The organism is Aliivibrio thorii (genome assembly GCF_057368585.1).
In genome coordinates this window covers 592,423-615,795 of the sequence record NZ_CM170655.1, presented here as the reverse complement: position 1 = coordinate 615,795, position 23,373 = coordinate 592,423, and the positions used below count along the sequence as shown (strand labels likewise).

Below are 23,373 nucleotides of genomic sequence, written 5' to 3'. Positions count from 1 at the left end.
CAATGAACAATAAGGTTATCCTTGTTGTACTTGATGGCCTTAATTACCAAGTAGCCCGTGATTGCACGGGTTACTTAACTGGGTTAATTGAGCAGCAAAGAGCAACACTATATAAAATTCAATCAGAGCTACCCTCGATGTCACGTCCATTGTACGAATGCTTGCTAACAGGCGTATCACCAGTAAACAGTGGCATTGTGAATAACAATATTGTGCGCTTATCTAATCAAGATTCATATTTAGCTTAGCTACACAACAAGGCAGAACAACGGCAGCAGCGGCATATCATTGGGTCAGTGAACTCTACAATATTTCCCCTTATCATGCTGTTCGTGATCGCTTTACTAATAATAAAGCTCTCAACATTCAACACGCGTGTTTCTACCATTGGGATTACTACCCAGATGAAGCACTCTTTTTGGATGCAGATGATGAGTAGTTCAGTTGTCACTCAATCTAAACGAACATCAATTAGCTCGCCCAAAAACAGGCTAAAAAAACTCAAACCTGCAATTTGGTTAGCTCCTCTCGCCTTGTTTTTCTATCTATTTCAACTTGCTCCCATGCTGTGGGTGTTCATTAATAGTTTTATTTATGAAGATGTGTTCTCGTTAGAAAACTATCATGAAATACTAGATTCCAGTTTTATTCTGCAAGGATTCAGTAACAGCTTATGGTTAGCGATATGGTCTAGTTTTATTGGGCTTTCTATTGCTGCCTTATTAGTTTCATCGCTTCGAAGAATAGATAGCAAAATCCGAGATGGCGTTATCGCATGTACTAATATGAGTAGTAATTTTTCAGGCGTACCACTCGCTTTTGCTTTTATTATTATTCTGGGCGTCAATGGCGCATTTACTTTATTACTAAAACAATATGGTTTGATTGATGATTTTAATCTCTATGGAAAATGGGGATTACTTACTTTATATGTCTACTTTCAAATTCCACTAGCTGTGTTACTACTCTATCCTGCTTTTGATGCATTAAGTGACGATTGGCAAGGCGCTTCAGCCCTTCTTGGTGCGAAAACATGGCAGTATTGGTTCAAAATAGCATTACCCGTGTTATCTCCAGCATTACTAGGTACGTTTATTATTCTCATTGCCAACGCGATTGGTGCTTACGCTAGCGTATACGCCTTAACTAATGGTAACTACAACGTTATTACCGTTCGTATTGCTAGCCTTGTCTCTGGAGACTTATTCCTAGAACCAAACTTAGCCGCTGCAATTTCTGTTATTTTGATGCTGATTTTAGCCTTTATTACCATCATTAATCAGTGGCTTATCGCTAGGAGTTATCATGCAAAACGTTAATTCTATATTCCATAAATCAATCGTCTATTCTATTGTGGGGATCATGATAATCCCTATTATCGCCACTTTAGTTTACTCTCTTTCTTCACGTTGGGGCGCAACCATATTACCTGATGGTTTTACCTTCTCGTGGTACGGTCAACTACTAACAGATCAACGCTTTATTGCAGCCTTTGGACGATCACTCTTCATTGGTATTTCAGAGTTAGCGTAAGTGTTGTTCTTATTATTCCTGCTATTTTTGTGGTTTTTTATTACTTCCCTAAGCTAGATAAAGTAATGAATATACTTATCTTATTGCCCTTTGCTGTTCCGCCTGTCGTCTCTTCCGTTGGCTTATTACAACTCTATGCCAACAGCGCAATTCCATTAGTTGGTACTCCTTGGATACTGATTGGAACCTACTTTACAATTGCACTTCCTTTTATGTATCGCGCCGTAGCAAACAGCTTTGAAGCCATTAATCTAAACGATCTTATGGATGCAGCCCACTTGCTTGGTGCAAGTACGACAAAAGTATTTCTCTTGATCATTCTTCCGAATTTAAAGAAAGGATTAATGGCATCGATCTTCTTATCTTTCTCCTTTTTACTCGGGGAGTTTGTTTTCGCCAACATATTAGTTGGTACTCGTTACGAGACCTTACAAATTTACCTTTATAACATGCGTCAAACCAGCGGGCACTTTACGTCTGCTTTAGTGATGACCTATTTCTTATTCATCTTTTTACTGACTTGGTTAGCAAGTCGTTTTAGCCGAGGCATTAAATAATGAGTTATGTAAGCGTAAGTCAATTAACGAAATCATTTGGTGATAACACTGTCTTTGAAAACATAAATTTCAATATAGAAAAAGGCGAGTTCATAACACTACTAGGTCCAAGCGGTTGTGGAAAATCAACTCTACTTCGCAGTTTAACAGGGTTAGATCCTCTCAATAATGGCGAAATCTGGGTTAACCGTGAAAATATTACAAACCAAACACCACAACAACGTGGCATTGGAATGGTATTTCAATCTTATGCATTATTTCCAAATATGACGGTAACAGAAAACATCGCTTTTGGACTAAAAATGAAAAAAATTGATGCAAAGACCGCTGAAAAGGAAGTAAATAAAGTCATTGAATTAGTAGATTTAAACGATAAAGAAAATCGCTACCCACATCAATTATCAGGCGGACAGCGTCAACGAGTGGCATTGGCTCGTGCATTAGTCGTCAAACCAAGAATATTGCTATTAGATGAGCCTTTATCGGCACTAGATGCCAAGATCAGAAAACGCCTTCGTCAACAGATTCGAGACATTCAAAAAGAACTCAATTTAACCACGATTTTTGTCACTCACGATCAAGAAGAAGCCATGATCATGTCGGATCGCATCTTTTTAATGAACCAAGGTGAAATAGTTCAGCAAGGATCACCCGAAGAGATCTACACACAACCAGCTAATGAGTTTGTTGCTGGATTCATGGGACATTACAACTTAGTTGACGCACCAAAGGGCAAGCAATTATTTAATATTGAAACCGAGTGGAAAGTCGCTATTCGACCAGAATCTATTTATGTAAAAGAAGAAGGACGCCATTATGCAGATCATATATCAACACCCAAACAAGGTATTATTAAAAACCACCAGTTACTTGGAAATGTAATACGATACCAAGTAGAAGTAAATGATTGCAGTTTGACTGTTGATTTACTCAATCGCTCATCAGAAAGACTATTAACCGCAGGAAGTACACTAGACTTACTCTTCAACCTTAATGAAATTCAACCAGTGAGAACTTAGTATGACGCAACCATTGTACGTTTTTGATATGGACTAAACCTTGATTAACGGCGATTGTGCCATGATTTGGAATGAATTTTTAGTTGATAAAGGGATTGTAACTGATCCCGACTTTCTAGACGAAGACAAACGCTTAATGACTCTATACTCTCGAGGTTTGATGGATATGGAGGACTATTTGTCTTTTTCAATGCAGCCATTGAAAACAATACCAAAGAGTGAAATTGCATTACTAACTTCTGAATGTGTCGAGGAACGGATTTTACCTCTATTATTTCCAGAGGCTAAAACACTTATTACCCAGCTAAAACGCGATAATATCGACATGATAATTATCTCTGCATCTGTCGCTTTCTTAGTTCAATCTGTCGCAGATCGCCTTGGTATAGAGCATGCTATTGGAATTGATTTAAAAGAAAAAGGGGAACTCTATACACGTCATATATTAGGTGTTGCGAGTTACAGAGAAGGAAAAGTAGAACGTCTATCAGAATGGTTAAATGGAGGAGATAAAACCTATTCTGAAATACATTTTTATACTGATTCTATCAATGATTTACCATTATGCTTGTACGCGAGCCATACGTACTTAGTAAATCCTTGCGAACAGTTGGCCGCTTATTCAGATAAAAAGAATTGGCCTACATTGTTTTGGGGAGAGTGAATAACCCAAGAGCTGTGATTATAAAGAATAATAATTGATTAATAAGCAATCGAAAAATTGCCAATAGCTTGGTTATTGCTGTTGGTAATGTTTCCTTCACCAGTCTCTTCACAGTATGAAAAACCGATATCAAACGAGTCTAAATTGCCCTTCATCAGAACATTTCTTAGTAGAACATCGCTGTTTAGTTGGTGAATTAATGCATTCCATGACACGTTGTTTTTGAAAATAGTAAAATTTACTTTCATTGAGTACCTTTTATTTTATAAATAAGAAAAATAGTTAATTTTTGGCTCATAAATTTAACGAAGATGAGGCTAAAAATTATTTAATACAGAGTAGTAGATTAATATTACAGAAAAATGATTGGATTAAAACTAAGATGGTAGAAGTAACTAAGAGATTTTTTGACAAGTACAAAACAGGAGCGGATGTTTGAAATGTTGATATCTTACAAAGTAGAACTAAATCGAGTATTAATAGAACATTTAAAAGTAGCGCAAATGGTACTAATACCACCTGCGCAACTTATTTGAAATTAAGCAGCTACAACGTTAGCAGCTTGAGGGCCTTTTTGGCCTTGCTCAACTTCAAAAGAAACTTTTTGGCCTTCAGCAAGAGTTTTGAAACCCTCTGAAGCGATAGCACGGAAATGTACGAATACGTCAGCGCCGCCGTTATCTTGAGTGATAAAACCGAAACCTTTCTCTTCGTTAAACCATTTAACGATACCAGTTGTTTTAGACATGTAATGTCCCTTATATATTTAAATTCATAAAAAATCGCATAATGCGATGTGCTTAGAGCTTGAATTATTAAATGTGACGACAAAGCTAAGGGAAACACTGAGAATAACGACATTACGAAGAAATACTAAGGCTTACTTTACTTGATGTTCATTAACAACTCTGAGCAACAGAGCGAGATGAATAATACCTTAGTGCCAAACATTGTAAAGTTTTTTCTTCAACTTATTTTCGTTTTTGAGGGGTTCTGCTGCATATATCCATACGTTAGTGCCATTATTCTTTCTGATGAACTTCAACGAAGCCTCTTCATTTTAATTAGAATTAACTCATTAATAAACAATAAGTTAAATTAAAAGCTGATAAAGTGAGTTTCTTCATCCAACAAAATCGAAATCTAACATTACCAAGAAAAGCGATTAATTTCTGCTCCTCTTTAGCTATGATGCTTCTATTAATAAGCCATTATTTCTCTATGTTATCGGAGCATTTACGCATGAAAAAAATTGTCCCCTTTATTTTACTCGCCTTTTTCAGTCTGCGTTTATTTGCTTCTGTTGGCCCACACATCCAGCAATTAGAACATGATAGTTTCACTATTTTACGTTCTGCACTAATCGTTGGCGCTGTTTGTTTTGTTATTTCATTGGTTATCAAAAAATTCAAAAAAACATCACCTATAGTAACAAAAACAGATGACATCTCAGAATAGTAGATATCGAGTAGGGTGAGGCGTTGCCGCCTCATCCCTCTCACAGAACCGTACGTACGGACCTCGTATACGGCTCCTGCTTACTTATATTCGTATGTGAACACTTTTCCGACACTTACCGTTTCAAGATTAAATAGTCCTAACTCGGTAAACCACTGATTTGGCATAGCATAGCTCGCTAGTGGACTCTTTGACGAGTTCCATACTCGCATATTGATGTGCTTAAAGGGCGGTTTGTAGTTATGCTGCTTTAACCATCGATGAAGCCTTTCTGGCTTCTTCCATAGCCTTAACTGGATACTACGAAGTCGCCTTCTTATCCAACCTGCTAATGCTTTAAACTGCTTACTGGCATTGGCTATCCGAAAGTATTGGCTAAAACCACGCAACAGGGGATTTAGCTCTTTGATTACCTGCAATAGTGGCTTACCGCCATTTCTTCGGCTTAAATCTCGAACTTTATTTTTGAAGGCGGTTAATTTCTTAGGTTGAATTTGAGTATATCTACTCTTTATTTCTACCCCTAAGAACTTAATACCCTCATCACTGTGTGCTATGTGGCTTTTCTCTTTGTTGATCTCCAACTTGAGTTCACCCTCTAGGATCTTTTCCGCCGTGGCATAAGCATTTTCCGCTGCCTTTTTCGTGCAGCATAGGATTAAAATATCATCCGCATAGCGCACTATGCGATGATTTCTCGCCATCATTTGCTGATCGAATCTATCGAGATAGATATTAGCAATAAGGGGACTAATTACGTAATGCCGATCGTTTAGCTACTTGAACGATCCTCCAGATGCCTCATAATCGGTCGTAACGTAAGTTACGGCCGATTTTTTATGTCTGAATTTTCAAAAGAGTTACAAATTACCGCAGAGTTTTGCCACGAACGTCCAATCGATGTGTTCAGTAAACATATTCCTTTAGAGTGGGTTGAAGAAGCGATTCAACAAACGGGACGAACATCGCTCCGAAAACGCCGACTACCCGCTGAACAAGCTGTTTGGCTAGTTCTAGGGATTGGGCTCCAGCGTAATCGCTCCATTCAAGATGTCTGTGATAAGTTGGAGTTGGCATTCCCTGATGTGGATGGCAAATTCACGCCTATGGCAACAAGCAGTATTATCAAGGGAAAAGAACGTCTCGGTGATAAACCTATGCGCTACTTATTTAAAACTACAGCACAACAGTGGGAGCAACAGTCAGACTTTGATGAAGTTTGCGGTTTGAAGCTTCTTAGTGTCGATGGCACACATTTCAAAACTCATAATACAGAAGAAAATCAACATTTCGGCTTTGCTCAAAAAGGGGCATCGCTTCCGAGTGTACTGGCGGTAACATTGATGTCAACACGCAGCCATCTTGTCTCTGATGCTGCTTTTGGGCCAGTGACAAATAGTGAAATATCCTATGCTCAACAACTAGTGGGCTCAGCACCTGATGATTCATTAACACTCTTTGATAGAGGGTTCACTTCTGCAGAGCTATTTACCACCTGGCGTGGCGCAAGCAGTAACACTCATTGGTTAACCAATCAAGGCTAAGATGCGTTATGACATCGTTGAGAGTTATACTGAACATGATCATCTCATTGATATGCCCGTTTCACCACAAGCTCAAAAGCTTGCTCCTTATCTTGATAAAAAGTGGCAGGCTCGACTTATTCTTATCCCAACGCCTACAGGTGAAATCAAAGGCTTTATTACTTCTTGCCTATGTCCGGAACGCTACCCATTTGATACATTGGTTAAAGTGTATTGGGAGCGTTGGGAAATCGAGCGCAGTTACGGAGAGCTCAAGCAGTATCAGTTGCAGAACAAGCCAGTATTACGAAGCAAGAAAAAAGTTGGCGTATATCAGGAGTTATGGGGAATATTAACCAGCTACAACATAGTAAGGCTGGAAATGGCTGAAATGGCTAAACAGCACGAAGTTGAGCCCCTGCGGATCAGCTTTATCAATGCACTATTTTTAATTATGGACGAGATGATTTGGGCGAGTGATACACGAAGCCCTGGAGCGATACCAAAAAACTTAAAGGCTCTCAGGGAAAGTGGGAAACGGCTTATTCTCCCCAAGAAACGGAATAGGAAACCATATCCCCGAGCAGTTTTAAAAAAGGCAGTCAAATATCCTAATAAACATACCACTCGCCCTTAAGCGAGTGGCATTAACTAATTACGCCACCTTGCGGACTCCCTATCGTCGTCGGCTCGTATGTCCCATTTATCATTACCCCACTTTCGAGAAACTGCCTGATGAGTTTTAGGAGACTTCCATCTGTTACTCGTCTCTTTATGCTCTCAATTATCAAGTCATGATCGAGCATGTCGAAGCATTTCGATAAGTCCATATCAACGACATATTGTCGTTGATATTGTCGGATAAACATTGATGCTTTATTGATTGCATGGTGGCAACTTCGCCCTTTTCTGTATCCGTAGCTTGACGGATGAAAGTTTGGGTCAAAAATGGGGTCAAGCACATCAACGATGGCTTGTTGTACAATGCGATCTCGAACCGTCGGAACACCTAATAGACGAATTCCACCACCATCTTTGGGTATTTCTACCCGTTTAACAGGTTGAGGTTGATACGTTTTAAGGCTTAATTCCTGATGAAGAGCCGTTAAGTTTTCTACTAAATTTTGTTCAAAGTCACTCAGGCTCTGCCTGTCTATTCCGGCCGCACCTTTTGCTCTTTTCACTTGTTTAAATGCATTATATAACCCTCTCAAATCGAGTAAGCGTCCATATAAGCTGTAGAATTTTCTCATCGTTTTTCCATCAATTAAGTGCGCTATTATTTCGTATTTTCTTGTCTGTATGGTGAGTGTGTTTCATCACAGATTTAAGGCGTTCTAGCCAGTTGGCAATCTACCTCAAGGTCTGTGATTACTCCTCTGTACGGCTCTTGGTATCAGTCCACTTATTCCTAAGTAACCAAATCCAGATGTCCTATTTCGTCAAATAGCTTGTGTACCCATATAGCGTCGTTAATATGAATAATAGTCTTTAAGTAAGCTTCCCCCCTTCGCAATCAATTGCACTTTTGGTAGCAATAGACTCTATCAGACATGCTGCTGATAGTCGGCTTGGTTTTGTCCTCCACACCATTACTGGCTTTCATCGGCCTAGCCTTACTCACTACTACGGGTTCATCTGCCACCTCACACCAACATTACTCTTGAGTCACCTCTTGATATAATGCTTCCAGCTGATAGCTGGAGCTGATGTCAGGCTTCCCCAGTTATTGCACTGACTCCCTGTTAGATATCCCACCCTCAAACACAGCATTGGTCTGACTAAGTATTGGGCTTCGCGCTATTTCGGACACTTACCCACCAATTGCTGCCGAAACAGGTTACGGTTAGTTGTGTACATCTAACTTCCTATGGCTTCCTTCAGACCTCACCGTTAGCCAGTGACGCCCTTGCCATTCAGATTGTCTTCCCCTTAGTCGGGGTGACTCTGCTATCTTGCAAGCAGACGGGTTTGCCAGCTTTGCTGGGCAAACAAAAAAATAGCGACCAACTTGGTCGCTATTTTTACTTGTATCTACTGTTGAATTTCAGCTTCATGTTTATAAATATGGAGATCTCGTTGTGGGAATGGGATACTCACACCTTCAGCATCAAAACGTTTCTTAACGGCTTCAGTTACTTCCCAATACACATCCCAATAATCATCCGTCTTCACCCATGGGCGAACAACGAAATCTACTGACGATTCATTTAGTGTATGCAGCTTAATCATGTGTTCAGGCGATTTTAAGACTTTTGGGTGACTTAACAAAATATCATTAAAAATAGATTTTGCTTTTTCAATATCGTCTTGGTAACCAATACCAAAAACCATATCTACACGTCGCACAGTCTCAACCGTGACATTCTTAATCACGTCACCCCAAATTTTATTATTTGGGAAAACCAAATTTTGATTATCAACCGTCTTAATTGTTGTTGAAACTAAGTTCATGTGGCTCACTTTACCCGTAATACCAGCAATCTCAACCAAGTCATTAACATCAAATGGACGGTAAATAAGAATCATCATGCCTGATGCAAAATTTGATAATGTGTCTTTTAATGCAAAACCAATAACGACACCAGCAACACCAAAACCAGCCAATAGCGGTCCCAGATCAATACCAACTTGAGATAGAGCAATCAAGATACCAATCAGCATCACTAATTTAGAACCCATCGATACAAAGAAATCTTGCATCAAACGACTAAATTTCATTTTAGAGTGAGACACACTGCGTTTAATCGTTTTTCCAGCCAATTGAGATAGAACACGAGCAGCCCAAAGGATAATAAAGAAAATAAGCACTTTAAAGACTAAAGATGGCGCATTTTGAATCGCCCATTCTTTAAAGCCATTACCCCACTCTTCCACAAGCCCATAAGCTACACCTATATCAAGCACGTCACTATTGATGTCACCAGTAATAGAGAATATTAACTGTTTATATTTTGTAATATCAACTCCATTTTCTTCCATTAAAGCAGTCGTAGCTTCTAAGCTTGCCACCATTAATGAGATACGTTCTGTCATTGTCACAGCTGTTTGCTTTAATATTTCTTTTTGTTCAGCAGACGCAAACTTTAAACGTTGAGCAATATCACTACGTTGAGAATCGATATAGTGAATTACGTTAAATAATAAATCAGCGCGTCTTTCTAGATCTTTTAAAATCGCTTGCTCTTCATTAGAAAAATTAATTTTTAATTCTTCACCCCAAGCTAAAGTTTCAAATGCTTCTACGTAATATTGGTCCATCAAACCAAGACGCTTTTGAGCTGCAAATTGCAAATCAGCTTTCTCATCGCCACTTGCTTTTCTTAATGCTTTTGTTATGCGAATTAACTCTTTTTGGCTATAGGCCAATAACTGATTAATTAGTAGCATTTCAGATTGAACAAGACCATTTAATTCGGCTTTTTTTGTATCTTCTTGCAGTTCTAATACAATATCAGCTCGAACTTTTTCGTTTTGTCGACGTAATACATCTTCAAAAAAAGGTTTATCGGCAGGATCAGCAGTAGATAGTTGAACTAAACGTTCCTGTAAGTTTTGTTGTGTTGCTTTAATTTCATTAAGACTTTGTGCATAAGTTGGAGCAATAAAGCTAACCATCAATAACAACAAAGCCACATATTTCTTAATCATAAAAAACGTCCTATATAAATCATGACCATATAATAATCTAAGCTTATGTATTCTCGTGCATAACTCTTATCAATCATAGTGGCAAACGATGAAAATGCGCTCAAATGTTGAGAATTTGTGATATTAAAATGCGCTTACTGGGAGTTTTTTTGCTTACTTATGTATCTATCTCTGTGAGATATAGTTAACACACTGACTAAAGCAAAAATTAACCTACAAAAAAAGACGTATTTATATGTAATAAATACGCCTTAAAAAAGAATAAACGTTATATATCTTTATAATGCAGCTACGATAGTTTTTAACTGCTCAACTAATTCTGCGTTTCTTAATTCCCCTTTTTCCATATCAAAGTTATCATAAAAACTTGGTATAGAAAGCGAGCCTTTTACTTCTGCTGCGAAATAAGGAGCAGAGCCAGTCGCTGCGGCTAATACACTTGCTGCACCACCAGGGCCAGGAGATGTCGCTAACATAATCACAGGTTTACCTTGATACACTTTCATATCAATACGTGAAGTCCAATCAAACACATTTTTAAATGCTGCAGCGTATGAACCGTTATGTTCTGCGTATGAAATTACAATCGCATCCGCTTCACCGAGCTTTTGGAAAAAACGTTTAGCCGATTCTAGCTGACCTAGTTCCTTTTCTTTATCTTCACTAAAAATTGGCATTTCAAAATCATTTAAATCTAATACATCAACATCAGCGTTAGGCACTAAACCAGCTGCGTAAGTTGCCAATTGTTTGTTTATTGAAGTTGAACTACTGCTTGCTGCTAATGCTAATACTTTCATCGTTATTCCTTACTTATCTATTTTGAGTAAAAAGAGTAGGTGATACTTTTCTCTTTTCAAGATCATTCTGTTTTTTGCGATAGAGTAACTATAGTTTAATTACAGATATTGATTAATAGCCTAAATGTGCAATGATTGTTTCCATATGACTCGCAATTATACTTAGGAATAGAATAAATGGCGTTTAATTCTGCTCTATTTGATGGAATGATAATTTTTTCTGAAGTGATAAACAGCGGCAGTTTTACTCAAGCTGCACACAATAGTGGCCATTCAACGTCATACATAAGTAAAGAAGTAAGTAAATTAGAAGAGCGCTTAGGTGTTAGATTACTCCATCGTACAACACGAACCTTACGCCTAACTCCAGAGGGAGAGCTCTATTTTCAGCAATGCCAGCAATTAATTGAAGATGCACAAATGGTAGAAAATGCAGTGACAGGTCAACAAGACACCCCAAAAGGTCGCTTAAAAGTCAGTTGCCCTGTTGGCTTTGCACTCTCTCGTTTACGCCCGATACTCGGCAAGTTCTCAGATCGTTATCCAGATATCACTCTAGAATTAGATTTAAATGATAGGAAAATTGATATTGTCGCAGAGGGATTCGATCTTGCGATTAGAGCCTCTCATCAACTTGAAGATTCGAGTTTAATCAGTCGTCGCTTCTTACGATCTGAAGGCATTGTAATAGCCTCACCAGATTACTTAAAAAAACACGGTTCACCAAAACACCCTAAAGATCTATCAAACCATAAGACCATTAGTTATAGCTATGTAAAGCAAGGAGCTGTTTGGGACTTTATTGATAAAGATAACCAACCTTTTGCCGTACCAATACAAAGCCAAATAATCACCAATAATTCATTTATGGAAGTATCTTTGTGTGTTGAAGGTGAAGGTATTACACGAATTCCTCATTTCCATTTAAGAAACGAACTAGAAACAGGACAGCTAGTAGAGTTATTTGCTGACTATCCAAAAATCATCATTGATGTATTTATGGTATACCCAAGTAGAAAGAATATGTCAGGAAAGGTACGCTGCTTTTTAGATTTCATAACAGAACACCTAGGTGATAAGTAGTAACAAGAATAAATACTATTCTTCTAACAACGCTTCAAAACGATCCAATCCTCTCAATGGATCAAAATCTGTTTCTTCAAGAATTAAATCACGCATTGATGAGCTTGCCATAATTGAACGTTGCAAATCATCAATAGCTTGTACCTCAGCCCCCAATTGCGCATACCCACACGCTCGTTGAAACAGAGCATGTGCATTTTGGTCATCGACTTCTAATACTCGATTACATAAATTCAATGCCCAGTGGAATTCACGCATTTCCATTGCGGCATCTGCTTTATAAGTTAACGCTTCTAAATCACCGGGTCTAACTTTTAAAATCTCATCATAAATTTCCATTTTTTGCTCTGCAGTTTGAACGCTTTGAGCTCTCAGCCACAAGTTATGAACTTCATTAATAATTTCAATCTCACGGTTATTTTCAGTAATAATTCGCGTTTTACGCTTGAGATCTCTCTCTAAGGCAACAAATTTTTTCTCATAATCTTGGGCAATTTTATTGAGCTGCTTGTCTGCCATTTCCTTAGTATTCTGTTTAATTTCTTTTAAAGATTGCCACCCTATCAAAGCCACCAATGATGCTACTGCGGCAATAACATAGAAAAAGTACGTCACAGTAACGTTTGAGTAATTAAGCGATTTATCCGCAACAGCAAGCTCTCTATCTGTAATTTGGATAATCATTCTTCGCTCTAAATCTTGCTGATCCGTTCGTAGTGCTTTTAACTCATCAAGAACATAGCGCTCCATTAATGGTTTATCTAAATAATCTTGCTCTGAATACACAACGTCTTCAGCTTGTACGGAAAAAGAGGAGAAAAGAACAACAACGAGCAAGAAAATGTGTCGATACATAGGGATACCCTTATTAATCGTGTATTTATAAATGATGTATTAAAGATAACACATCAAAACCAATTACATCGTATTAACAAGGGGAATTATAATAAAGAAAATACATCTATCATCTGGAAATAATAGGTAATTAAAAACCCATAACCATTGAACCAACAAGCAAGCCCGCCATACTATAATTAAATACTTTTAGATGGCTTGGTTTAGTTAATCTTTTTTGTAATTGCTTCCCTGCTACCGTCCAAAAGCTAACGGTCGGTACATTGATACAAATAAACACAAAAGCAATAAGAAACACACTAAACATATCAGAACTGATCGCGTAAATACTCATCACAGATAATGCCATTGACCATCCTTTGGGATTTACCCATTGAAAGCTCGCCGCTTGCAAAAATGACATTGGCTTATAATCACCATTAACATTATCTACCGATTTACTGCTTGCAATTTTATATGCTAAATATAGTAAATAAACTGCACTCACCATTTGCAGAACTTTTTCTAATTGCGGATAAGTTTGAAAAAATTGCAGTAAACCAAAGCCAACTAAAATCAACATAAACGCAAAACCAAAAATCACACCAAGCATATGTGGGATCGTACGAACAAAACCAACATTCGCACCTGATGTCATCAACATAATATTATTTGGCCCGGGAGTAAACGCACCAACAAAAGCAAAAGTAATTAACGCAAGTAAATGAGGGTATTCCATACTGACAATCTTATAAAAAAATAAATACTGCTTGTATCTTAATGCAAGACTAAGTAAATTTTCTGTCTATATTTGCTTTAAATAAATTAAATACACAAGGATTGGTCGTCATGGATAGATTTGACGAAAGAATATTGCAAGAGTTGAAATTAAATGGCCGACTGACTAATGTCGAGTTATCTGAACGCATTGGATTATCTCCCTCAGCAACTCTTAGACGAGTACAAGAACTAGAAAGAAACCAAACAATTCAAGGATATCGAGCAGTGTTAAACCCTAGCAAATGTGGTGTAGGGTTTATTGCATATGTGACCATTGGCCTATCAAATCACAGTAAACAATCTCAAAAAGAGTTTGAAGCTCAGATTATGGACTCTAAAGAAGTGGTTGAGTGTCATAATATAACAGGTTCAAATGAGTATTTATTGCGGATTGAGACTGAGAGTCTATCCTCTTATAAGCAATTTCATTCAAATGTGCTTGGAGAGATCTCTCAGGTCAACTCAATTGGTACCTTAGTGGTGATGGACACGCCTAAAGATGAACGTACTTAGGCGTGTAAATACTTTGCTAGAAATGTGTTTCGGCTTAACTGATGCAATTGTTTTGCCGAACTCAATATCATCTTCACAGGAACAATAATGAAGTAAATAGAAGCAATCACAACCATGATAGGATCGGCGAGTTGTGCATAGTGTGCGTATGACGTTAATAATAATAATTTAGCTATCATAAAACCAACAAACACTGCAGCACTGATCACGGTATCCATTAACCACTGTTTTGCTTCAGCATCGATCAACGCTGAATTAACTTCATGACCTTGAGTCTTCATAACCCAATAACTGGTATAACAACCAATCATGCTAAAAACACCAAATGCTAACGCTATCCCCGTATTAACTTCTCGACCACCTTCCATTATCGCTTGAACTGCAGCAATAAATGACAATACACACATTAAGGTAATTGCGATCCCTTTTAGCAAAATAACTGAAGACTCAATTACCTTAACGCGCTTAATATTTTTTGATACGTCTTTTCGGCGAATGTATAACACAGCCATTAGGGAAACTAAAGTTAGCCCTAAACTGACTAATGAATATACACCATCAAAAATGATAACGAGTGAGTGAATTAACGTACCTAACGCAATACCAATCATAGCAAACAATAATGCTGAGAACGTTGAGACTAATAACAATTGCCTTTCTTTATGAACTGAATGCGACATATTTTTACCTCTGACTTATTTTTCGTCTTTTTTATATATGTAGCGCATAATATAACGAAAATTGGTGATAGTATAATCAGTCAGCGTCAGGTTATTCGTCGCTTAATGTTAAAGGTATGTTTCCCATTACATTGTTGAGTCAAGATCATGAAAACGAGTCAAATTGAAATGTTCTTATATACGGTTGAGTTGGGGTCTATTGCGGAAGCGGCACGTAAACTTCAAAAAAGCAGAACAACGGTAAGTGCGGCATTAAATGCATTAGAAGATGAGTTAAATGTGACGTTATTAACTCGAACAGGAAATCGAATTACACCGACAGAAATAGGTGAATCTCTTGTACATGATTTCCAACGAATCTCTCTTATTAGTAATGACATTGAAAACAAATGCTTTCAATACAATAACGGAGTCGCTTCAACCATTCGAATCGTTCGGGATGATGCGCTACCTGAAGCAATTTGGCGTCAAATTTTAGGCAAAATGAGTCGTAAATTTCCGAGCACTAGTATTTCGATTTATGTCGCCCCTTCCCCCGAATTAGAAGAAATGGTTGAACAAAATATTGTTGATGTCGCTTATGGTTTATTACCTATTAATAATGAACTCATGCATGTACAGCAAAATGAATTAGGCCAGATAAGAATGATGTCCGTCGCTCATAAAGATCACCCACTTAATCAACTCCGAAAAGTGAACTTAACCGATCTTGAAAGTAATACAGAAATCATTGTGAACTACATTGATGAAGATGGATTAATGATTGTAGAACCCAAATCAAGTAAGTATATCGCTCTGACATTTTATGAGCATTTACGTGATGCGGTATTAGATAAAACAGGCTGGTCTTCTGTCCCTTCATTATTGATTAATGATCACTTACGAGACGGTACATTAAAGGTACTTAAACATAACCGAGCAATGAATTGGCAATCTTTCGCTGAAATGACAAAATCAAACATGCCAAGAGGTGTGATTATTGATTGGTTATCAGAGCAAGTTGAAGACTATTTATTAGAAGTCTCAGAATAATGATTTCTTTCATTCAAAATAAGCAGTAAATTATTCATGATTCACATATGAAAAGGGGCTTAATCATAGCCCTTAATACCAAATGCAGCAGTACACGGAATTATTTATGAGCATTGAAACTTATCTTCTTTTTATCGCAGGGATGTTCGCCTTTTGTGCGATGCCTGGCGCTGATTTCTTTTACGTTCTTTCAAGAGCCTTAGGCGGTGGTGCCAAAACAGGGGTTTATGCCGCTGTGGGTATTGCCACTGGTGTTCTTTTTCATACCTTTTTAGCTGTTGTTGGCTTAAGTGCACTACTGCTCTCTTCAGCAACCGCGTTTATGGTAATTAAATACATAGGTGCCGCTTACCTGTGTTATATCGGATTTAAAATGTTCACAGCAAAAGGCGGTTTTGGCCAAGTAGAAACCACTAATCGTACATCAGATATGAAAGTGTTTCGTCAAGGCATTCTAACTAATGCCCTCAATCCTAAAGTGTGTTTGACCTTTGTTGCTTTTATTCCTCAGTTTTTAACCCCAGAAACGTCATCACCTTTAATGATCGGAATGCTTGGTATTACAACCGCAGTTATCGCTCTATTATGGTTTACTTGTGTGGCCATTTTTGCAGCCAAGTTCAGAACCGTCATTGCCGAAAGCAAAGCATTTTCAAACCTCTTGAAATACGGCCTAAGCTCTTTATTAGTGGGCTTTGGTGCTAAGTTAGCTATGACTAACTAACCTCATGACTAAAAAACAAACAAATAAAAGGTTGAAGATAGCAATACCTTCAACCTTTTTATCATCTCTTATTTGAAGTTTTTATAAAGGCTAATTAACCAACTCTTATAATCCAGCCATATTAATTTTATGCCCTAAATACATAACACTGACCTTAGCATAACCAAAAGAAACCGCTTCAAACTGTTGGCTTAACTCTCGAGCATGTGCTTCATCTTTTGCCATGACAGATACAGAATAAGTTGGACGCGTAGAACCATCTTTCACTGTTTGAGTATTAATATACGATGACGTCACTAATCCCGATGCATTCAAAGAAACCACGCGCTGTAAGTCAACTCCAATAACACGATCCATTTCCATTACATCAATATCTGCATCCCACTGAAACATCAATGCATAATTTTTATTTATCGGTGTATTATCCAACCACTTACCGCCTAACAATTGGATATTAGAAATTTTAACGATGTTTTCTTTATAAAAAGGAAGTGATGCTAGTTTATTTTCAACCTCTTTTTCACTATCCGCTTGGATAACAAATCGAAGGATACCCATTGGTTTTCCGTCAATATCACTTTCAGAAATAAACATATCTTTAATTTCTTTTTGCTTAATTAATTCTCCAAATGCGGAACGTTGAGCACTCATTAACTCCAGTACTTTTTCAACATTCGTAGTATTCCAGTTTAATGAAACACCATAATCAGCTGCTTGTGTTAGCGTTGAAAATCCAAATAGTGATGCGATCAATAATGTTGATTTAATTAATTTTTTCATGACTTTATCCTCTCTAATTTAATTATTTTTGTATTGTTCTAATCAGGAGTTACTTAAAAACGTGAACGGTAAGAACGGTGACACGCATTACACGTATCTTGTGCTTGCTCTAAACCCGTTTTTGCCGCTTCTTTATCTTGTTTCAGGCTTGCTTGATAAAGTTGAACAAAGCCACTATCCATCTCTTGCATTAATTGATTAAATTTTTCAGGTTTACCCCATACCGCTTCTTTTGCTTTACTGCCGTCTTGGCTACCTTCAGGAAATGCCGTGCTTAGTAATTGGCTATGTTTATAAAGTTCATGACTGACCGACTCAATTTCATTCCAATTAGGAGCATCTTCATCAAGCATGCCCTCTACTTGCTCTGATTGATTTTCGATATGTACAAAAGCCTGTTGTCTTACGTTAATTAGGTCAACACTCGCTTGTGAAAATGCAATATTTGGAAATAAAACACATAAACTAATTATTAATTTTTTCATTACTTTCTCTCTAATAAATGTCTGTCTCGCTTCGAGTTGCATTTAATTTACACCACAACAGTTGCACATGCAACTGTTGTGGTGTAAATTATTTATAGTTAGTTAAAACAACCATTAATTAGGAACAAGAAAATGAAGATTTGGGATTTACCAACACGCGTATATCATTGGCTCCAAGCTCTGCTTTTTATCGGATTAGCCGCAAGTGGCTTTAATGGAGAAGGACCGCATGTCTATTTAGGTTTAGTCCTGTTTACTCTTATTATGTGGCGCATTGTATGGGGCTTTGTTGGCAGTGATACGAGCCGTTTTAAAAAATTTATTGCTTCCCCAAAACGTACCATTCGTTATTTATTAGGAAAAGAGCCATCAAAAGTAGGCCATAATCCAGCAGGATCTTGGATGGTTATCGGGTTAATTTTCACTTTATTTATTCAATGTATTACCGGTATCGCGTTAGCAGGGTTATTCGATCACATCCCTTACTCTGATATCGTTTTAAATGATGATGTCTTTGATATTTTCGTTACCCTGCATGGAATATGTGCACGTTTGTTACCGGTATTAGTCATACTGCATTTAGTTGCCATTCTTTTTTATAAATTACGCTCAAAGCCGCTTGTTTGGGCAATGGTTACTGGTATACAAAAGAAACTCACAGAAAATCAAATATCATCAAACTTGATGTTTGTATCAAATAAACGTGCATTATTGGTGCTAATTGCAACCGGATTAGTTACCATTGCAATAGTTGTAAGCGCAGGAGTTTGAACACAATGGAAGAATTTGATCGTCAAAGCAGCTTTGGATGGATGATTAACGTTATTGCCAACCAAGCCTCAAAACATTTCGAAGCAGAGTTAAAACAGCACGGTTTAACAGTTGCTCTTTGGCCAACCATGATGTGTTTATGGGAAGAAGAAGGAGTCACTCAACGCGATATTGCTGAAAAATCAAAAGTGGAAAACTCCACAACAACACGAACATTAGATAAATTAGAAAAGCTTGGCCTTGTTGAGCGACAAGCCGATCCCAACAGTCGTCGTTCATTTCGAATTTACTTAACTGATGAAGGTCGAGCATTAAAAGAAACCCTTTTGCCGATCCCTATTAAAGTAAATAAAGAAATACTTAGCTCTCTTGAATTAAATGAGCAAAAAGAGATGATTCGGCTACTGCAAAAAATGGTCGCTGCCGTATAAATCTTACTCTTTTAAACTAATAAATAGCCCAAATCATCATGGGCTATTTTTGTATCTACGCCACCTTCATATCCAAATCAAAGCCCTCACAGATACTAAGAGAACTAATCTATTTTTCTCTATTTATTATTTTAGCAATCGAACTTAAATGTGATTTAGATCGCATTTAATTGGACTTAATCGTCTTTTTTGTGTCATTAATTTGCTTTTCAACTGCTAAAAATGCCCATAATAAAAAGGAATTTAATTAGAGTACAAAGGATATGTATTTACATATGACTATTGCAGCGCCCAGAATCTTGTGTTCAAGCATGGATATTGAACCCAGCAAAAAATGGACATTTAGAGAACCGTCAAGGACAGACGGTGACGATGTTTACGCATTGATCACCGAGTGTCCTCCTCTTGATATCAACTCTTCATACTGCAATTTTCTCCAATCTACCCATTTCAGTAAGACCTGCGTTTTAGCAGAGAAAGACGGCAACCTTGCTGGTTTTATCTCTGGTTACCATAAGCCTGATGACCCAAAAACATTATTCATCTGGCAAGTCGCTGTCTCTCCTCGCTACCGAGGTAAAGGTTTAGCTTACTCAATGCTAAATGAGCTTTTACAGCGCAAAAACATCAAACATACCGAATTCGTAGAAACAACCATCACCAAAGCCAATACCGCTTCATGGTCGCTATTTAAAAAGCTCGATGCCGAACACGGTGACCAAGGTAAGGTAACCACGTTTCTAGACAAAGAAGCCCATTTCAAAGGCAAACACGATACTGAATATTTGTATCGTATCGCTCTAAAATAAAATAGGAATCATAAACGGACTCATCATGAATATTTTCAAGAAGCAAGAATCACAAGTACGTTCATACTCAAACAGTTTTCCAGTTGTCTTCCAAAAAGCAAAAGGATGTTGGCTAGAAACCGAAAGCGGCGAACGTTACCTAGACTTCCTTGCTGGAGCCGGATCACTCAACTACGGTCACAACAACCCAGTCTTAAAGCAAGCTTTACTTGAATACATCGAAAATGATGGCATTACGCATGGCTTAGATATGCACTCAAGTGCAAAAGCCACTTTCTTGAATGCATTGAATAATTACATCCTAGAACCTAGAGATCTAGATTATAAAGTTCAATTTACCGGTCCTACCGGAACCAATGCCGTTGAGGCCGCTTTAAAACTGGCACGTAAAGTCACTAACCGAACTAACATTGTCGCCTTCACTAATGGCTTCCACGGTTGTACTGCTGGTGCACTTGCAGCAACAGGTAATCAACACCACCGCCAAGGTGCAGGTTTTAGTTTAAACAACATCACTCGCATTCCTTTTGAAGGCTATGCCGACATCGATGGTCTTAATCTGTTTGAAACCATGCTATCTGATAATTCAAGCGGTTTAGATAAACCAGCTGCGGTACTTTTAGAAACCGTACAAGGCGAAGGTGGTTTAAATGTTGCGTCCAATGAATGGCTACAGCGTTTAAGCAAAATTTGTAAAGCCAACGACATTCTAATGATTGTTGATGATATCCAAGCAGGCTGTGGTCGTACTGGCACCTTCTTCAGTTTTGAACCATCAGGTATTAAACCAGATATGGTTACATTATCTAAATCCATTGGTGGCTACGGCTTACCAATGGCGGTTGTCTTACTAAAACCAGAATTAGATGAATGGAAACCGGGTGAGCACAACGGTACTTTCCGTGGTAATAATCACGCGTTCATTACTGCAGCAAAAGCACTAGAGATTTACTGGGCAAACTCAGATTTTGAAACACACATCAAACAGTGCTCTCAAAAAGTCAGTGATGTCATTCTTCGTGCTGTAAAACGCTACCCTAAATTGTTTGTTCAGCAAAAAGGTCGCGGCATGATGATTGGTATTGAGTGTAAAGATGGCATTATCTCAAGTGATATCACTAAAGATTGTTTTAAAAACGGCATGATCATTGAAACTGCTGGTCCATCTGATGAAGTAGTGAAATTCTTCTGTCCATTAACGATCACAGAATCAGAGCTAGAAGAAGGCCTAACTATCTTTGAAAACGCAATTGATAATATTGCAGAAAAACACTTCAAAAAAGCATCTTAATCAGGGACGATACAATGATTGTTAGAACACTAGACGAATGTCGTGATAGCGAACGACGCGTAGCATCAGAAACATGGGAAAGCGTAAGAATGTTGTTGAAAGACGACAACATGGGCTTCTCTTTCCACATCACCACAATTTACCAAGATACAGAAACGCATATTCACTACAAAAACCACCTAGAGTCAGTCTATTGCATGAGTGGCGAAGGTGAAATTGAAGTCATTGGCGGTAAAACCTACCCAATCAAACCGGGCACCTTGTACATTCTTGATAAGCATGACGAACACTACTTGCGTGCTTATAAAGATAAAGAAATGGTGATGGCGTGCGTGTTCAATCCACCAATCACAGGTGCCGAAGTTCATGATAAAAACGGTGTCTACCCTATCTTAGATTAAACACTCATTCCCCCTAGTGCTTATTTAAGTTAGTAGTAAATCCACTTGGGTTCAAGGTGACTCAAGTGGATTCTCCCTCTCAAAGTCAAAAAGGATTTACCCATGACTTATACCGTAGAAAAAATCGGCGGTACTTCTATGACTGCGTTTGACGCCGTTTTAGACAACATCTTTCTTCGCCCTCAGAATCCATATAATCGCGTTTTTGTGGTCTCTGCCTATGGTGGCATTACCGATTCATTACTTGAGTGCAAAAAGACAGGCAAACCTGGTGTTTATAAACTTATCGCTAAGCGCGACGATAGCTGGGATGAAGCATTAGAGTATGTGAAAAATCGTATGCTATTAACCAATGAACACCTCTTTATTGATCCTTTAAATCGTTTAAGAGCAGATAAGTTCATTTGCTCACGAATTGATGAAGCCAAAACCTGTATTTCTAATATTCTTGAAACCTGTCAATACGGCCAGTTCTCATTGCGTCGTTATTTACCTCAAGTGCGTGAATTTCTATCTTCTATTGGTGAAGCTCACAGTGCCTTTAACACGGCATTAAAGCTAAAAACCGTTGGAATTAACGCGAAGTTCGTCGATCTCTCTGGTTGGGATAACCAAACTCCGAGAACATTAGATGAAACCATCACTGATGTATTTAAAGATATAGATGTCACCACAGAGCTACCAATTGTTACTGGCTATGCCTATTGCAAAGAAGGCTTAATGGGCACGTACGATCGTGGTTACAGTGAAATGACCTTTAGCCGCATCGCATCACTTACTCATGCTGATTTGGCGATTATCCATAAAGAATATCACTTAAGCTCGGCTGATCCGCGTGTTGTAAGCACCGATAAGGTATTCCCGATTGGACGTACCAATTACGATGTTGCTGACCAATTAGCAAGCTTAGGCATGGAAGCGATTCACCCTAATGCTGCGGCAGGGCTTCGTGAAAGTGACATTGAAATCCAGATTAAAAACACTTTTGAGCCAGAACACAAAGGCACATTAATCTCATCAGATTACCAGCCAGAAACCAACAAAGTCGAAATCATTGCAGGTAAAGAAAAAGTGTTTGCCCTACATCTGTTTGATCAAGCAATAGTAGGCCAGGTAGATAACGTCGGCTATGAGTTAATGGAGATTATCTCAGACGCACAAGTGAGTTTAATTGGAAAAGAAATGAATGCTAATTCAATTACTTATTACCTTGGCGGTAGCACTGAAAATCTCAATAAACTGTTATACAAAGCAGAAAAACGCTATCCAAACGCCTCTATTAAAGGTCGTATGGTGGCATTAATTTCGGTGATTGGCTCGCAGATTGATACTAACAAAGCACTAGCAAAAGGGGTTTTATCATTGATGAATAATGATGTCACTCCTGTTGCTCTGCACGCGTCTATGCGTAACGTAAACGTGCAATTTGTAGTAAGCGATCAAGACTATCAAAACGCTATACGAGCGCTGCACCACGAATTTTGTGAAAATACAGCCACCACACAAGTAAAAACTGAACAGGTCGCTTAGTTCCGTTTTACAGTGTAAATAAAC

Annotated in this window: 26 protein-coding genes and 3 pseudogenes; 18 read left to right on the top strand and 11 right to left on the bottom strand. The window is 38.1% G+C overall.

Annotated elements, in window-relative coordinates:
* Nucleotides 1-2: 2 nt before the first annotated feature.
* The 5 genes and pseudogenes from AC2IP4_RS16935 to AC2IP4_RS16915 form a co-directional block, all read left to right on the top strand.
* Nucleotides 3-430, top strand: a pseudogene (locus tag AC2IP4_RS16935) (alkaline phosphatase family protein); the annotation flags it as partial.
* Between the two features lies 1 nt (nucleotide 431).
* A complete protein-coding gene (locus tag AC2IP4_RS16930) occupies nucleotides 432-1,319 on the top strand; it encodes an ABC transporter permease (RefSeq protein WP_375320840.1) in 888 nt (295 codons plus the stop codon).
* Nucleotides 1,306-2,090 (top strand): annotated as a pseudogene (locus AC2IP4_RS16925) (ABC transporter permease). Before AC2IP4_RS16930 ends, AC2IP4_RS16925 begins: the two are co-directional and overlap by 14 nt.
* On the top strand, nucleotides 2,090-3,109 hold the full coding sequence (locus AC2IP4_RS16920) for an ABC transporter ATP-binding protein (protein ID WP_375319991.1): 1,020 nt from the start codon (nucleotides 2,090-2,092) through the stop codon (nucleotides 3,107-3,109). The pseudogene AC2IP4_RS16925 and the gene AC2IP4_RS16920 overlap by 1 nt, the downstream one beginning before the upstream one ends.
* A gap of 40 nt (nucleotides 3,110-3,149) precedes the next feature.
* The gene (locus AC2IP4_RS16915; RefSeq protein WP_486307778.1) at nucleotides 3,150-3,773 is read left to right on the top strand and encodes an HAD family hydrolase; all 624 of its coding nucleotides are present in this window, start codon (nucleotides 3,150-3,152) and stop codon (nucleotides 3,771-3,773) included.
* Between the two features lie 38 nt (nucleotides 3,774-3,811).
* Here AC2IP4_RS16915 and AC2IP4_RS16910 read toward each other — a convergent pair whose 3' ends face one another.
* Together AC2IP4_RS16910 and cspE are read right to left on the bottom strand one after the other, a co-directional pair.
* Nucleotides 3,812-4,021, bottom strand: a complete 210-nt coding sequence (locus tag AC2IP4_RS16910) for a hypothetical protein (RefSeq protein ID WP_045104442.1) — start codon at nucleotides 4,019-4,021, stop codon at nucleotides 3,812-3,814.
* Nucleotides 4,022-4,311: 290 nt separating this feature from the next.
* Nucleotides 4,312-4,521, bottom strand: a complete 210-nt coding sequence (gene cspE / locus AC2IP4_RS16905) for a transcription antiterminator/RNA stability regulator CspE (RefSeq protein WP_012552262.1) — start codon at nucleotides 4,519-4,521, stop codon at nucleotides 4,312-4,314.
* A gap of 494 nt (nucleotides 4,522-5,015) precedes the next feature.
* On the opposite strand from cspE, the gene AC2IP4_RS16900 reads away from it, so the two are divergent.
* Nucleotides 5,016-5,231 (top strand): hypothetical protein, encoded by a 216-nt coding sequence (locus tag AC2IP4_RS16900; protein ID WP_375319993.1) that lies wholly within the window; start codon nucleotides 5,016-5,018, stop codon nucleotides 5,229-5,231.
* Between the two features lie 80 nt (nucleotides 5,232-5,311).
* Here the strand turns inward: AC2IP4_RS16900 and AC2IP4_RS16895 are convergent, their stop codons facing one another.
* Complete coding sequence (locus tag AC2IP4_RS16895) at nucleotides 5,312-5,938, bottom strand: group II intron maturase-specific domain-containing protein (protein ID WP_486311174.1); 627 nt, start codon at nucleotides 5,936-5,938, stop codon at nucleotides 5,312-5,314.
* 132 nt (nucleotides 5,939-6,070) lie between these two features.
* Between AC2IP4_RS16895 and AC2IP4_RS16890 the strand changes: the two genes are divergently transcribed.
* Both AC2IP4_RS16890 and AC2IP4_RS16885 read left to right on the top strand, forming a co-directional pair.
* The gene (locus AC2IP4_RS16890) at nucleotides 6,071-6,775 is read left to right on the top strand and encodes an IS4 family transposase (RefSeq protein WP_486311173.1); all 705 of its coding nucleotides are present in this window, start codon (nucleotides 6,071-6,073) and stop codon (nucleotides 6,773-6,775) included.
* A 1-nt stretch (nucleotide 6,776) separates the two neighbouring features.
* Nucleotides 6,777-7,391, top strand: a complete 615-nt coding sequence (locus tag AC2IP4_RS16885) for a transposase (RefSeq protein WP_486311172.1) — start codon at nucleotides 6,777-6,779, stop codon at nucleotides 7,389-7,391.
* 13 nt (nucleotides 7,392-7,404) lie between these two features.
* Here AC2IP4_RS16885 and AC2IP4_RS16880 read toward each other — a convergent pair.
* From AC2IP4_RS16880 to AC2IP4_RS16870, 3 genes and pseudogenes are all read right to left on the bottom strand, one after another.
* Nucleotides 7,405-8,007 (bottom strand): annotated as a pseudogene (locus tag AC2IP4_RS16880) (reverse transcriptase domain-containing protein); the annotation flags it as partial.
* A gap of 781 nt (nucleotides 8,008-8,788) precedes the next feature.
* Entirely contained in the window at nucleotides 8,789-10,405 is a 1,617-nt protein-coding gene (locus AC2IP4_RS16875; protein WP_375319995.1) for a mechanosensitive ion channel domain-containing protein, read from the bottom strand.
* A gap of 278 nt (nucleotides 10,406-10,683) precedes the next feature.
* Complete coding sequence (locus AC2IP4_RS16870) at nucleotides 10,684-11,205, bottom strand: NADPH-dependent FMN reductase (protein ID WP_375319996.1); 522 nt, start codon at nucleotides 11,203-11,205, stop codon at nucleotides 10,684-10,686.
* 177 nt (nucleotides 11,206-11,382) lie between these two features.
* Here AC2IP4_RS16870 and AC2IP4_RS16865 point away from each other — a divergent pair, with 177 nt between their 5' ends.
* The gene (locus AC2IP4_RS16865; RefSeq protein ID WP_486311171.1) at nucleotides 11,383-12,288 is read left to right on the top strand and encodes a LysR family transcriptional regulator; all 906 of its coding nucleotides are present in this window, start codon (nucleotides 11,383-11,385) and stop codon (nucleotides 12,286-12,288) included.
* Nucleotides 12,289-12,303: 15 nt separating this feature from the next.
* On the opposite strand, the gene AC2IP4_RS16860 is transcribed toward AC2IP4_RS16865, so the two are convergent.
* Both AC2IP4_RS16860 and AC2IP4_RS16855 read right to left on the bottom strand, forming a co-directional pair.
* The gene (locus tag AC2IP4_RS16860; protein ID WP_375319997.1) at nucleotides 12,304-13,143 is read right to left on the bottom strand and encodes a TPR end-of-group domain-containing protein; all 840 of its coding nucleotides are present in this window, start codon (nucleotides 13,141-13,143) and stop codon (nucleotides 12,304-12,306) included.
* Between the two features lie 130 nt (nucleotides 13,144-13,273).
* Nucleotides 13,274-13,861: a LysE family translocator gene (locus tag AC2IP4_RS16855; protein ID WP_375319998.1), complete on the bottom strand. Its 588-nt coding sequence runs from the start codon at nucleotides 13,859-13,861 to the stop codon at nucleotides 13,274-13,276.
* Between the two features lie 110 nt (nucleotides 13,862-13,971).
* Between AC2IP4_RS16855 and AC2IP4_RS16850 the strand changes: the two genes are divergently transcribed.
* The gene (locus tag AC2IP4_RS16850; protein WP_375319999.1) at nucleotides 13,972-14,415 is read left to right on the top strand and encodes an Lrp/AsnC family transcriptional regulator; all 444 of its coding nucleotides are present in this window, start codon (nucleotides 13,972-13,974) and stop codon (nucleotides 14,413-14,415) included.
* On the opposite strand, the gene AC2IP4_RS16845 is transcribed toward AC2IP4_RS16850, so the two are convergent.
* Complete coding sequence (locus AC2IP4_RS16845; RefSeq protein WP_375320000.1) at nucleotides 14,412-15,095, bottom strand: cation efflux transmembrane domain-containing protein; 684 nt, start codon at nucleotides 15,093-15,095, stop codon at nucleotides 14,412-14,414. The two genes, AC2IP4_RS16850 and AC2IP4_RS16845, sit on opposite strands and share 4 nt — an antisense overlap.
* A 147-nt stretch (nucleotides 15,096-15,242) precedes the next feature.
* On the opposite strand from AC2IP4_RS16845, the gene AC2IP4_RS16840 reads away from it, so the two are divergent.
* Nucleotides 15,243-16,127, top strand: coding sequence for a LysR family transcriptional regulator (locus AC2IP4_RS16840; RefSeq protein ID WP_375320001.1), 885 nt, complete (start codon nucleotides 15,243-15,245; stop codon nucleotides 16,125-16,127).
* A 106-nt stretch (nucleotides 16,128-16,233) separates the two neighbouring features.
* Nucleotides 16,234-16,851 carry a LysE family translocator gene (locus AC2IP4_RS16835; protein ID WP_486307777.1) on the top strand — a complete coding sequence of 206 codons (618 nt, stop codon included), beginning with the start codon at nucleotides 16,234-16,236 and terminating at the stop codon, nucleotides 16,849-16,851.
* Between the two features lie 105 nt (nucleotides 16,852-16,956).
* On the opposite strand, the gene AC2IP4_RS16830 is transcribed toward AC2IP4_RS16835, so the two are convergent.
* Together AC2IP4_RS16830 and AC2IP4_RS16825 are read right to left on the bottom strand one after the other, a co-directional pair.
* On the bottom strand, nucleotides 16,957-17,631 hold the full coding sequence (locus tag AC2IP4_RS16830; RefSeq protein ID WP_375320003.1) for a hypothetical protein: 675 nt from the start codon (nucleotides 17,629-17,631) through the stop codon (nucleotides 16,957-16,959).
* Nucleotides 17,632-17,684: 53 nt separating this feature from the next.
* On the bottom strand, nucleotides 17,685-18,116 hold the full coding sequence (locus AC2IP4_RS16825; protein WP_375320004.1) for a c-type cytochrome: 432 nt from the start codon (nucleotides 18,114-18,116) through the stop codon (nucleotides 17,685-17,687).
* A 132-nt stretch (nucleotides 18,117-18,248) separates the two neighbouring features.
* On the opposite strand from AC2IP4_RS16825, the gene AC2IP4_RS16820 reads away from it, so the two are divergent.
* From AC2IP4_RS16820 to AC2IP4_RS16795, 6 genes are all read left to right on the top strand, one after another.
* The gene (locus AC2IP4_RS16820; RefSeq protein ID WP_375320005.1) at nucleotides 18,249-18,887 is read left to right on the top strand and encodes a cytochrome b/b6 domain-containing protein; all 639 of its coding nucleotides are present in this window, start codon (nucleotides 18,249-18,251) and stop codon (nucleotides 18,885-18,887) included.
* Between the two features lie 5 nt (nucleotides 18,888-18,892).
* Nucleotides 18,893-19,318: a MarR family winged helix-turn-helix transcriptional regulator gene (locus AC2IP4_RS16815; RefSeq protein WP_375320006.1), complete on the top strand. Its 426-nt coding sequence runs from the start codon at nucleotides 18,893-18,895 to the stop codon at nucleotides 19,316-19,318.
* Nucleotides 19,319-19,593: 275 nt separating this feature from the next.
* Nucleotides 19,594-20,127 (top strand): diaminobutyrate acetyltransferase, encoded by a 534-nt coding sequence (gene ectA / locus AC2IP4_RS16810; protein ID WP_165367175.1) that lies wholly within the window; start codon nucleotides 19,594-19,596, stop codon nucleotides 20,125-20,127.
* Between the two features lie 25 nt (nucleotides 20,128-20,152).
* Nucleotides 20,153-21,418 (top strand): diaminobutyrate--2-oxoglutarate transaminase, encoded by a 1,266-nt coding sequence (gene ectB / locus AC2IP4_RS16805; RefSeq protein ID WP_486307775.1) that lies wholly within the window; start codon nucleotides 20,153-20,155, stop codon nucleotides 21,416-21,418.
* A gap of 14 nt (nucleotides 21,419-21,432) precedes the next feature.
* Nucleotides 21,433-21,819, top strand: a complete 387-nt coding sequence (locus AC2IP4_RS16800) for an ectoine synthase (protein ID WP_375320007.1) — start codon at nucleotides 21,433-21,435, stop codon at nucleotides 21,817-21,819.
* Nucleotides 21,820-21,921: 102 nt separating this feature from the next.
* On the top strand, nucleotides 21,922-23,349 hold the full coding sequence (locus tag AC2IP4_RS16795; protein WP_486311170.1) for an aspartate kinase: 1,428 nt from the start codon (nucleotides 21,922-21,924) through the stop codon (nucleotides 23,347-23,349).
* Nucleotides 23,350-23,373 lie beyond the last annotated feature (24 nt).